Source organism: Paenibacillus sp. FSL R7-0312 (genome assembly GCF_038004445.1).
Taxonomy (GTDB): domain Bacteria; phylum Bacillota; class Bacilli; order Paenibacillales; family Paenibacillaceae; genus Paenibacillus_AQ.
On record NZ_JBBORE010000001.1, the window covers coordinates 7545170 to 7557295 of the forward strand.

The following is a 12126-nucleotide window of genomic DNA, read 5'->3' on the forward strand; positions in this document are numbered from 1 at the left end:
GCAGCACAAAGAGTGCCTACCGCCGGTTTACTGAACCCGGCGGTAGGCACTCTTTTTTTCAAATAGAATCACAATTATTCCTGCGGCTTGTTCTCCTCCCAGGCCATACGCGCAAGCGGGAACGGTGAAATTGCCCGCTCCAGTATACCCTGCACAAATGCAATCGCAACCCCATAATTGACGATGGGACCCCTGGCGTCCTGTGCCTGCTCCATCCGCCAGAGCATCTGCCTGCGGCTGAGCATACACCCCCCGCAATGAACAATAAGCGAGAAATCCTCCAGATCGTCCGGGAAACTCATGCCGCTGGCGAACTCGAACTGCAGCTGCTTGCCGGTAGCCTGGCGGAGCCAGCGCGGAAGCTTCACGGTGCCGATATCATCGGCTTGACTGTGATGGGTGCAGGCCTCGGCAATCAGCACCCTGTCCCCATCCTGCAGCCTGTCGATGGCACGCGCGCCTCTAACCATCTCTTCAAGATTGCCCTTTTGCCGGGCAAACAGGATTGAGAATGAAGTCAGCGGGATATCCCTTGGCGTATCCGCCGCAGCCTTCAGAAACACCTGTGAATCGGTCACCACCAGCCGCGGCTTCTTGCCGAGACTCTCCAGGGTCTCCTTCAGCTCGAATTCCTTTGTTACCACTGCAATGGCATCGCTCTCCAGCAAGTCACGGATGGTCTGCTGCTGGGGAAGAATCAGCCTGCCTTTGGGCGCAGCCTGGTCAACCGGAACCACGAGTACGACCAAATCTCCCGGAGAGACCAGATCGCCGATAATGCGGAATTTATCCTCGGCTTCCGGCACAGCAGTGCCCAGCGCTTTCATCAGCTTCGGTATCCCTTGCCGGTCCAACGCAGAAACGGGAATCACCTTCATCCCCAGCTCCAGCTCCGTCCGGCTGGCCAGAGCGGCAAACTCTTCTGTCCGGGAAGACTCATTGCCAATCAATAAATCTATTTTATTCAGTATTCCCATCGCTGGAATACCCTTGCTGCGGACGGTCTCAGCAATCTGCCGGTCCAGCGGGAGCACACCGCAAGCAGCATCAACGACGATCAGGGCCAGATCGGATTTATTAAGAACATCCAGCGTCTTCTGCTTCCGCAGTTCACCGAGCTCTCCCGTCTCATCCAGGCCGGCGGTATCAATAAATACGACTGGTCCGAGCGGCAGCAGCTCCATAGCTTTATACACGGGATCTGTTGTTGTTCCTTTGACGGGGGACACAAGCGCGGCATCCTGCCCTGTGATCGCGTTGATCAGGCTTGATTTCCCGGCGTTGCTCCTGCCGAATATAGCGATGTGCAGACGATTCGAACGGGGCGTATGATTCATACTCATACGGCTCTCTCCTTCCCCAATAACGGTTAGCGCGTGTCCGTATTTATTTGCCGGGAACACCCGGTCTGGTCACTTGACTGGGATTCAGGATTTGTGCAATCTCAGACTCCGGAAGAAGCTGTGCCTCGAGCAGCACCTGCCGTACCGTTTTGCCTTCCCGGCTTGCCTGCTTGGCGATCTCCGCACTCTTCTCGTAACCGATGTGATGGACCAGCGCAGCGGCCAGCACAGAGGAATTCATCACATGCTCCTGACAACGCTGCTCACAAATACGGATGCCGCGGACACACCGCTCTTCGAACAGGTTAACGGCATTTGCCAGAATCTCCAGAGACTCCAGGAGCGCATCGGCGATCAGCGGCATGAATGCATTCAGCTCCAGCTGGCCGCCGGCCGCCGCCAGCGTCACAGCGGTGTCATTCGCAATGACCCGCATCGCAACAAGCCCCGTCATCTCTGCCATGACGGGATTGACCTTACCCGGCATAATCGAGGAGCCGGCCTGCACAGCCGGCAGTTCAAGCTCCCCGAGGCCTCCGGACGGCCCGCTGGCCAGAAGCCGCAGATCACCCGATATTTTCAACAGATTAATAGACGCAGCCTTCAGCAGTCCGGATACTTCAGCGAACACATCCATATTCTGCGTAAGGTCCATCGGGTATTCACTGCGGGCCAGACCATACCCGGTCAAATCCTGCAAGATATCAGTAATCAAAAACGTATATTTCACCGGTGCATTGAGACCTGTTCCGATGGCAGTCCCCCCAATGTTGATCTCCCTGAGCCGTTCCTCCACTTTGTAGAGACGCCAGCGGTCCCGGGCTACCGCTTTGGCATAGGCTCCGAAGCCTTGCCCTGCCATCATCGGCAGCGCATCCATCAGCTCCGTACGGCCCAGCTTGAGCACATCCGCGAAGGCATTCTCCTTCTCCTGAAGGGCTTCCTGCAAAGACGCGAAGGCCTCACTCAGCCTTCGGACCAGCCCGATAGCGGCAATCCTTAGCGCAGTGGGATAGACATCATTGGTGGACTGGCAGCAGTTGACATGATCCAGAGGATGTACCCTTGAATAGTCGCCCCGCTCTCCGCCCAGGAGCTCAATCGCACGGCCCGCGATCACTTCGTTCACATTCATATTGGTTGATGTCCCGGCACCGCCCTGCATGGCATCTACAGTGAATTGTTCACGGTAAGCACCTGCCAGAATTTCATCACAGGCCTCAACAATCGCCAGGGCTATCGCTGCCGGATAGGTATTCAGCTTCATATGGGCCAGCGCCGCAGCTTTCTTCACCGTCACCAGGCCATGCAGCAGATGCGCATTAACCGTTCTGCCGCTTACCGCAAAATTATCCATGGCCCGTGCAGTATGAATCCCGTAATACGCTGACTGCGGTATATTTCTGGTGCCTAATGCATCCTGCTCCATACGGAAGGCGTTCAGCGGATTCTCCATGGGGATAATCTGCTTAGGCCTTTACTTCCAGAACTTCCAGCACACGCGGCAGGATCCCGCGGAAATAGGCAAAAGCGATGCCGTAGTTGGTAATCGGCACGTTCTGCACTCCCGAGCTCCGCAGCCGCATCATCAGCTGCTTCCGGTTAAAGATGCAGCCCCCACAGTGAACGATCAGCTTATACCCGGAGATATCATCCGGGAAATCCGGACCCACGCTGGTCGTAATCTCCAGTCTGCCGCCGGCGATCTCCTCCAGTTTGGCCTTGACCAGCATACGGTCAATCTCTCCGTTATGCGGGTGATGGATGCAGGCCTCTGACAGCAGAACCTTGTCGCCGGGCTTGAGGCTTGAGATCATTCCGGCACCGGCCACAAAGGTGTTCAAATCCCCCTTAAAGCGCGCCATCAGGATCGCAAACGTGGTTAATGGCACACTCGCAGGTATGATCTCGTTCACTCTGTCAAACACCTGTGAATCGGTAATGACCAGATTCGGCAGACGGTTTAAGCCCGCAAGCAGCTCCGGCAGTTCTTCTTCAGTAACAGATACGGCTATGGCGTGATGATCGAGCAGGTCGCGGAGGATCTGCTGCTGTGAGGCGACCAGCCGGTATTTCGGTGCAGGGATCAGTTCAGGCATCACCATTACGACCAGATCGCCCAGGTTCACGAGGTCCCCTACGATGCTGTTCCGCTCAAACTCGGCGGGAGCAAGGTCGCTCATGGCAAAACGCAGACTGCCAAGGTTCGTGTTCCGCTTCACACTGAGCTTCACGAAGGGTATAGTCAGCGCCGCTTTTAAGGAATCAATATCTGTATAATGGTCGTCCGTTTTGGTGATCACCCCGATAACAGGGATATTCCGTTTATCCATTTCCCGGACCCATTCCTTCTCCAGCTTATAGTCGCCGGCCTCATCCGAGAAGATCATGATTCCAAGATCTGTCAGATCCATGACCTCTCTCGTCTTTTGGACCCGGAACAGGTCCTCATCATCAATTCCTGCTGTATCTACGATAATCTGGGTCCCCATATTTTTCATAGTCAGGTATTGGAATATCGGTTCAGCTGTCGTTCCCGGCTCATCACTGACCAGCAACGTTGATTTCCCGGTGAGCGCGTTAATCAGACTGGATTTCCCTGCATTTCTTCTTCCAAAAACAGCAATATGCATTTTGTTAGATTGGGGTGTAAATTGCATCACTTTTCTCTCCTCAATATGCGATTTTTAGAAGTGTATGTCCCGTTCACCGTTTTCTAGGCGCAGGAGCCGGTCAATCGTTGCCTTCCTCGCAGCTTCCTTCGGAATATCCTCAAGCCCCTTACGGATGATCTCTTCCCCCAAGGTACGGGTCGTTTCGTCCGCATAATCCAGCAAGTATTCTTTGAAGGTTAAAAGAGAGTTGGGCTGGCAGATGTTATGAATCTGCCCGGATTTGGCCAGCCGCATGAAACGGTCACCCGTCCGCCCTTCCCGGTAGCAGGCGGTACAATAGCTGGGAACGTATCCATCCTGGCATAGTCCAAGAATAATCTCCTCCGGTGACCGGTGATCACTGACTTCGAATTGAGGCTTCTCTCCCTGCTGGCCTGCGGCCCCCTGCTTGTTCTCCATATAGCCTCCGACCCCGGTACAGGAGCCTGCACTCACCTGTGAAATCCCCAGCTTGATCACCTCGTCACGGAAGGCTGGCTCTTCACGGGTGGAGAGAATCATTCCGGCATAGGGAACAGCCAGGCGCAGGACGGCAACAAGCTTCTTGAAATCCTCATCCTTCACCAGATGCGGATACACATCCAGATTTACATTCTCCGCCTCACGCAGCCTGGGAACAGATACCGTATGAGGACCCACACCAAACCTCTCTTCCAGATGCTCGGCATGCATCAGCATAGCAACAGTATCGTATTTATGGTCATATAGGCCGTAGAGAACGCCTATGCCCACATCATCGATCCCCCCCGTTTGTGCCCGGTCCATGGCCGTAGTGTGCCAGTCATAATCGCTTTTGGGTCCCTGTGGATGCATGACTGCATAGGTGGGTCTGTGATAGGTCTCCTGGAACAAAATGTAGGTGCCTATCTCCGCATCCCTAAGCTTCGTATAATCTTCCACTGTAGTAGCCGCAATATTAATGTTCACACGGCGGATGCTGCCATTATCCACCTTGACAGAATAGATCGTCCGGATGGCTTCGACAACATAGTCAATGTCACAGTTCACCGGATCTTCCCCCGCTTCCAGAACAAGGCGCTTATGCCCCAGCTCCTGAAGCACACGTACTTCAGCGGCTAATTCCTCTTGGCTTAGCTTCCTCCGCAGGAAATCCCCGTTGGTGTGCTTGTATCCGCAGTAGTCGCAGTTATTCACACAGTAGTTGCTTATATATAAAGGAGCGAATAATACAATACGGTTGCCGTATATTTTCTCTTTAATCACCTTTGCAGAACGGTTAATACTGCTTAGCACCTCTGGATCTGTAACCTCAAGAAGGACAGCTGCCTCCCGGTGCGTAAGCCCCTTGCAGGCCCTTGCTTTTTCTAAGATAGACTGCACATAGGCCTGATCGCCAGCCTTCACTTTCGCCTCTTCCAGACTAAGCAGAATTTCTTCATCATTGATAAAATCCGCCGCTTCCCAGCCCTTCCGCAAATTCTTCACCTCCTCTTAAATGTGTAGGCCATAAGCTTATACTTTGGAACGCACCCTATAATGAGTATGCAGCAGCTCATGGGCCAGGTGACCGTTAGGCTCCCCTAAGAATTCTTCATAGAGCGCTTTGATAAAAGGATTGTTATGCGATTTGCGAACCGTCTGCGCCTCATCTTCCGTGTAGATCGCTTTGGCACGCTCAGCCTTAATATTGATCCGCTCGGATGTCCCCGCATTCAGGATCGGCTGGCCTCCGCCCGTAATACAGCCGCCGGGGCAGGCCATAACTTCTATGAACTCATAGCTTTTTTCCCCGAGCTCCATCGCTTCCATCAGCTTGCGGGCATTGCCCAGACCATGAACAACAGCCGTACGGATCTTCTGGCCATTCGGCAGCTCGATCACATTCTCCTTAATGCCATCCATTCCCCGCACAGCTGTGTATTCGACCGTATCCAGTTCCTTGCCTGAGGTGATTTCGAATACCGTACGGAGTGCTGCTTCTGCTACACCGCCCGTTGCACCGAATATAACGGCTGCCCCCGAGCCCTGGCCAATCGGATTATCGAACGCTTCGTCCTTCAGGTTCGCAAAGTCTATACCGGCTTCCTTGATCATGGATGCCAGCTCACGGGTGGTGAGGACCCAGTCGACATCCTGCAGCCCTTCACTTGACAGCTCTTCACGCGCTCCTTCGAATTTCTTGGCGGTACAAGGCATGATGGAGACTACGGACATATTTTTGGGATCCATCCCTATTTTCTTGGCGAAGAAGGACTTCACGATAGCGCCTTCCATTTCATGCGGTGACTTGCAGGTAGACAGGTTATCCAGCCGGTCCGGGAAGTTATGCTCCATAAATTTCACCCAGCCAGGACAACAGGATGTCATGAGCGGCAGGTTCTCTCCGCTGCTGATACGGGAGAGCAGTTCGGTCCCTTCTTCCATAATAGTAAGATCCGCGCCAAAGTTGGCGTCGAACACTTTATCAAATCCAAGCCTGCGCAGTGCTGCGACCATTTTACCGGTAACCCGGGTTCCAACCGGCAGGCCAAATTCTTCTCCCAGGGCTACGCGAACAGCAGGTGCTGTCTGGACCACAACATATTTGCCCGGGTCTGCGAGCTCATTCCACACATCATCGATGTTCTCACGCTCACTAAGTGCACCTACCGGACAAGCCATAATACACTGGCCGCAGTTGACACAGGTGGACTCGGCAAGCGGACGGCCGAACGCGGTAGAGATTACCGTATCGAACCCGCGCTTCGCGAAGCTGATGGCACCCACTGTCTGCATCGTCCCGCAAGCCCCGACACAGCGGCCGCAAAGGATACATTTGGATGCATCCCGAACGATAGACGGGGATGTATAATCCTTCTCCTGGCTGGATTTCTCACCTGTGTAGGTCACTTTGCGGATATTCAGCGCACTGGAGACGTCCTGCAGTTCACAACCGCCGCTGCGGGAGCAGCTGAGACACTCCTGACTATGATCGGACAGTAAAAGCTCAACGGAAGCTTTACGGGCTTCCCGGACTTTCCGGGTGTTCGTCTGAATCTTCATGCCTTCTTCCGCAATCAGCGTGCAGGAGGCAATAAGCCTCGGACCCACCTCCACCACACATACCCGGCAGCTGGACGAGTGGTTGATTCCTTTCAAATAACACAGGGAGGGGATATCAATGCCTTGATTTCGCGCCGCTTCGAGCACAGTCGTGCCTTTCTGGACTTCTGTCTCGATCCCGTCGATCATGATTTTTATCGTATTCAAAGTGTTCACTCCTCTCGTCAGACTATCGCTACGGCTTCAAACTTGCATACATCGAAGCAGACGCCGCATTTGATGCAGACCGCCGTATCGATGACAAACGGTTCCTTCAGTTCGCCGGAGATCGCATCCGTTGGACACTTCTTGGCACAAAGGCTGCAGCCCCGGCACAGATCAGGATCGATCTCATAAGAAATCAGCGATTTACAGACACCAGCCGGACATTTATGACCTTCAATATGGGCCAAGTATTCCTCGCGGAAATACTTAATGGTGGATAATACCGGATTTGGAGCAGTCTGGCCTAACGCACACAGTGAGGCATTCTTGATCTGCACCGAAAGGTTCTCCAGCTTCTCAAGATCGTCTAAGCTTCCTTTGCCTTCCGTGATCTTATCCAGCAGCTCCAGCAGGCGTTTGGTGCCTATACGGCAAGGCGTGCATTTCCCGCAGGACTCATCGCGTGTGAAATCCAGGTAGAACCTGGCAACGTCAACCATACAGGTGTCTTCATCCATGATGATCATGCCTCCTGAGCCCATCATGGAGCCCAGGCTGGTCAGTGTATCGAAATCAATGGTGCAGTCCAGATGCTCTTCCGTCAGACAGCCGCCGGAAGGCCCGCCGGTCTGTACGGCCTTGAATTTTTTGCCGCCCGGAATCCCGCCGCCGATTTCAAAAATAACTTCGCGCAGCGTGATTCCCATAGGAACCTCAACGAGCCCGGTGTTCACAACCTTTCCGCCCAGAGCGAATACTTTAGTGCCCTTAGACTTCTCGGTCCCGATGCTTGCATACCACGGGGCGCCTTTTAGAATAATCTGGGCAACATTCGCCAAGGTTTCCACATTGTTGATGATCGTCGGCTGCCCCCACAGGCCCTGAACAGCCGGAAAAGGCGGTTTGGGCGTCGGCATTCCCCGGTGCCCTTCAATCGAATGGATCAAAGCCGTTTCTTCCCCGCAGACAAAAGCCCCCGCGCCAAGCCGCACATCGATGCTGAAGCTAAAGCCTGTTCCAAGAATATTGTCGCCGAGCAGCTCATATTCACGGGCTTGTTCAAGCGCTTTCATGAACCGCTGGACTGCGATCGGATATTCCGCACGGACATAGATGAAGCCTTGGTTAGAGCCAATCGCATAGCCGGCAATCGCCATCGCCTCAATGACCGAATGAGGATTGCCTTCGAGGATCGAGCGGTCCATGAATGCCCCCGGGTCTCCTTCATCCGCATTACAAATGACGTACTTCTGCTCTTTATCCTGCTTCGCGGCAAACTCCCATTTCAGACCAGTGTTGAATCCGCCGCCGCCGCGTCCCCGCAGTCCGGACTGCTTCATCGTATCAATAACCTCTTGACGGCTCATGGTCTTCAGTACTTTGTCAAGCGCCTGATAGCCGTCACTGCCGATATATTCATCAATATTCTCCGGGTCAATGACACCGCAGTTGTGCAAAGCAATCCGCACTTGCTTCTTGTAGAATTCGGTTTCTTCAAAATTCAGGATTTCGCCGTCCTGCTTGGTCTTCTCGTAGATTTTCTTCTCGTATGGTTTGCCCTGAAGCAGATGCGTTTCCACCAGCTTTGGAATATCCTGAACCTCCACCCGGCTGTAAAAAATCCCTTCCGGATAGACGATAACGACCGGCCCGAGCTCGCATAGTCCGAAGCAGCCTGTACGTACCACTTCCACCTGCTGCTGAATGCCGTGGCCTGCTATTTCCTGGTTAAGCTTAGCAATAATCTGATTGGAATCGGACGATGTACATCCCGTCCCCCCGCATACCATCACTGATCTGAACGAGATGGAATCCGGAGATTCCCCGGTGATTCTCCGGTTGTCCAGACGAGCTTGCGTAAGCGTTCTGATGGCCTCAAGATCCGTTAGAAGCTTCATACTCATACCTCCCCTATCACATGCGCCAGAGGCGCAGGATCATCATTTGTATTCCTTCAGAATTACCGGAATGTTATTAGGCGCCAGCCGTCCATGGACCTTCTCGCCAATCGTCATAACTGGTGCAAGACCGCAGGCCCCCAAGCAGCGTGTGGCTTCAAGTGTGAATTTGTTGTCCTCAGTAGTTCCCTGAACAGGCACTTTAAGCTCCGTGCTCAGACGGTCGAGAATCCCTTGTGCGCCTTTGATATAACAGGCTGTCCCGAGGCATAGATGGACCACATTCTCCCCTTTGGGGGTTAGCGAAAAGAAATGATAAAAGGACGCGACACCATAGATTTCACTCATCGGCAAGTTTAGCTCGGCAGACACTATCTGGAGCACCGGCTCCGGCAGATACCCGTAAATATCCTGAATTTCATGCAGTACGGGGATTAGTGCCCCCTTGATCATTTTGAACTGAGAAATCGCGGATTGTACCTTCATCAGCTTTTCATCCGCTTCGGCTACGCCCACACAACTGCTGGCTTGTTGTTCCATGTCCATACTCCCTCCATTCAAGGTAAAAAAGTTAGGCAAGGTACTCAGGAATATTGCATTTTTTGCATAACTCCGGATATAATGTATTGAGAATGATTTTCAGTGAAAAGAATGAGGCCAACTCCGGCAGTTGTCAGCCTCATCACAACCCATACTAGAGCAGCGAACTTTCGCTCTTAAGTTTCAGCCTGCTCCAGCGGCGCTCAATTTCGGTTTCGAAGTCTTTCAGCAGCTCTTCATCCTTGAGCAGATGTTTGGTTTTGCCCATTCCCTTCAGCCAATCCACTGCCGGAATACGCTTGCCCTTCAGTTCCGGATTGTAGGTGATGCTGGTGATGCCCTGCTCAATTTCATACAGCGGGAAGAAGCAGGAATCCACAGCCGCCTTCACTAGGTCATAGCCACTATGGTCAGCGGATTTCCAGTTCAGCGGGCAGGCGCAGAGCAGCTTCCCGTAGGCAGTCCCGACATTATTGGCGTACCACTGTGCCTTGGCTGCCTTCTGCAGCAAATCCTGAGGATTGGATTCGGCACCGGTGAATACATAAGGGATGTTGCAGGCCGCCAGAATTTGAGCCGTATCCTTGTGATGCCCCTTCTTCCCTTTTTGAGTTTTACCGACACCAGAGGTGCTGGTCATGTGTCCCATAGGTGTGGAGTAGGACAATTGAGAGCCAGTGTTCATGTAACCCTCGTTATCGTATTCAAGGATGATCATTTTATGGTTGCGGAGTGCTGCACCTACGGTTGCGCCCATCCCGATATCCATGCCGCCGTCACCGGATACCATCACGAAGGTCACATCGTCACTAACCTGAACTTCGCCGCGCCGCTTCAATTCATAGAAGGCATCCACCATACCGGCTAAGGTGGCTGCACCATTCTGGAACAGATTGTGGACAAAGGTTTGTTTATGAGACGAGTACGGATAGCTTGCCGTTACAACATAGGCGCATCCTGTCTGGAACAGGACGACCATATCGCCTTCGATTCCCTTGAAAAACAGCTCCAGTGCGGAGAGTGCACCACAGCCAGGACATGCTCCATGTCCTGAAGCCAAGCGGTGCGGCTTCACAGTCAATTGACTAAGTGGCGGAAGCTTCACTTTCAATAAACCGGTATCTTCGTTTTGGGTGACTGTGATCAGGCCCGTTTTGAAGGCATCCCCATGCATCGGTTCCATCACCGGAGCAAGAGCATCCTTTTCTTCACCAGGGTAGTATCCATGATAGTCAAAAGGTGTCTCCGCATAGCCCTTTTCTGCCGCCTCAACAGCCAATTTAAAGAAAGCTTCTGCATCATCAGCATAGAAGTCTTTACCGCCCAGGCCAAAGATACGGGAGAGAATGATAGTCTTGTTCTCCGGATCTACTTGCAGAGCGGAGCGGATTTCGTGAGTCAGGTTGCCGCCCTGAGCACCATAAGAGTCTGCGCGTTCACCGACAAGCAGTGCTGTGACGTTCTTGAGCGCTTGGCGCAGCTGTTCAGCCGGGAACGGACGGATGATGTTCGGACGAACTAACCCTGCTTTGATGCCTTTGGCGCGCAGCGCGTCAACGGTATCCTTGGCTGATTCACCTGCTGAGTTGAGCAGAAACACAGCTACGTCGGCATCATCCATACGATACAGGTCAAGAATCGGATATTCGCGTCCTGACAAGAGGGCATACTCCCGGGCAACTTCCGCATAGACTTCACCCGCCTTTTCAAGCGCTACCGACAGCTGATAATGGTTATTCAGCAGGTCATCGCCACCCATATGTGCACCAATGGTTACCGGATGGGAAGGATCTGAGACGTTGGGATAATTGTGATTCGGATTTGGACCCACAAAATGCTGTACGACTTCGTTCTCTTTGAAATATTGGACCTTGCGTTTTTGGTGAGATGTGAAGAAGCCGTCATAAGCAACGATAACGGGTAGGCGCACTTCAGAATGTTCAGCAATTCGGAGTGCCATGATGTTCATGTCATATACTGCTTGCGGTGTACTGGCTGTCAGGATGACCCAGCCTACATTCAGACCATAGTACAAATCGGAGTGATCCCCCCGGATGTCGAGCGGTCCGCTGACTGCACGGGTAACGAGGTTGAGCACCATCGGGAACCGGGTCCCGGATTGGGTGGGAAGCTGCTCCAGCATATATAGAAAGCCTTGGGAGCTGGTAGCGTTAATCACGCGTGCGCCCGCCATCGCCGCACCGTAGCATATTCCGGCAGAACCATGCTCACCATCCGCTGCGATCAGCTGAATGTCGTGCTGACCGCGGGCTTTCATCTGATCCAGGTATTGAGCTACTTCCGTGGAAGGCGTTATCGGGAAATACCCCATGATATGGTAATTAATTTGAGCTGCTGCTGTTGCAGCCATTTCATTTCCGGATTCGAAGTGTGTGACTTGCTCGGCAAGTTTAACCCCTGTCAATTGATTTTCAACTACAGCCATTTTTTGTATCCTCCCTT

Annotated in this window: 8 protein-coding genes; all 8 read right to left on the bottom strand. The window is 53.1% G+C overall.

Annotation, left to right across the window (positions count from 1 at the left end; all coding sequences use genetic code 11):
• Nucleotides 1–74 precede the first annotated feature (74 nt).
• Nucleotides 75–1343 carry a [FeFe] hydrogenase H-cluster maturation GTPase HydF gene (gene hydF, locus MKX70_RS32545; RefSeq protein WP_340841573.1) on the bottom strand — a complete coding sequence of 423 codons (1269 nt, stop codon included), beginning with the start codon at nucleotides 1341–1343 and terminating at the stop codon, nucleotides 75–77.
• A gap of 43 nt (nucleotides 1344–1386) precedes the next feature.
• Nucleotides 1387–2799 (bottom strand): aspartate ammonia-lyase, encoded by a 1413-nt coding sequence (locus tag MKX70_RS32550; RefSeq protein ID WP_042233295.1) that lies wholly within the window; start codon nucleotides 2797–2799, stop codon nucleotides 1387–1389.
• Between the two features lie 13 nt (nucleotides 2800–2812).
• Nucleotides 2813–4003 (bottom strand): [FeFe] hydrogenase H-cluster maturation GTPase HydF, encoded by a 1191-nt coding sequence (gene hydF / locus MKX70_RS32555; RefSeq protein ID WP_042233293.1) that lies wholly within the window; start codon nucleotides 4001–4003, stop codon nucleotides 2813–2815.
• 27 nt (nucleotides 4004–4030) lie between these two features.
• Nucleotides 4031–5455 carry a [FeFe] hydrogenase H-cluster radical SAM maturase HydG gene (gene hydG / locus MKX70_RS32560; RefSeq protein WP_042233290.1) on the bottom strand — a complete coding sequence of 475 codons (1425 nt, stop codon included), beginning with the start codon at nucleotides 5453–5455 and terminating at the stop codon, nucleotides 4031–4033.
• Between the two features lie 36 nt (nucleotides 5456–5491).
• Nucleotides 5492–7228 carry an NADH-dependent [FeFe] hydrogenase, group A6 gene (locus MKX70_RS32565; protein ID WP_340841574.1) on the bottom strand — a complete coding sequence of 579 codons (1737 nt, stop codon included), beginning with the start codon at nucleotides 7226–7228 and terminating at the stop codon, nucleotides 5492–5494.
• Nucleotides 7229–7245: 17 nt separating this feature from the next.
• Entirely contained in the window at nucleotides 7246–9123 is a 1878-nt protein-coding gene (gene nuoF, locus MKX70_RS32570) for an NADH-quinone oxidoreductase subunit NuoF (protein WP_340789677.1), read from the bottom strand.
• A 42-nt stretch (nucleotides 9124–9165) separates the two neighbouring features.
• Nucleotides 9166–9663 carry an NADH-quinone oxidoreductase subunit NuoE family protein gene (locus MKX70_RS32575; protein ID WP_042233288.1) on the bottom strand — a complete coding sequence of 166 codons (498 nt, stop codon included), beginning with the start codon at nucleotides 9661–9663 and terminating at the stop codon, nucleotides 9166–9168.
• A gap of 154 nt (nucleotides 9664–9817) precedes the next feature.
• On the bottom strand, nucleotides 9818–12109 hold the full coding sequence (locus tag MKX70_RS32580; RefSeq protein ID WP_042233287.1) for a thiamine pyrophosphate-dependent enzyme: 2292 nt from the start codon (nucleotides 12107–12109) through the stop codon (nucleotides 9818–9820).
• Between the last annotated feature and the right edge of the window lie 17 nt (nucleotides 12110–12126).

Coding starts and splice junctions, on each gene's coding strand:
- hydF (WP_042233293.1), bottom strand. CDS start 4,003: ATGCAATTTACACCCCAATCTAACAAAATGCATATTGCTGTTTTTGGA.
- MKX70_RS32580 (WP_042233287.1), bottom strand. CDS start 12,109: ATGGCTGTAGTTGAAAATCAATTGACAGGGGTTAAACTTGCCGAGCAA.
- MKX70_RS32575 (WP_042233288.1), bottom strand. CDS start 9,663: ATGGAACAACAAGCCAGCAGTTGTGTGGGCGTAGCCGAAGCGGATGAA.
- MKX70_RS32550 (WP_042233295.1), bottom strand. CDS start 2,799: ATGGAGAATCCGCTGAACGCCTTCCGTATGGAGCAGGATGCATTAGGC.
- nuoF (WP_340789677.1), bottom strand. CDS start 9,123: ATGAAGCTTCTAACGGATCTTGAGGCCATCAGAACGCTTACGCAAGCT.
- hydF (WP_340841573.1), bottom strand. CDS start 1,343: ATGAGTATGAATCATACGCCCCGTTCGAATCGTCTGCACATCGCTATA.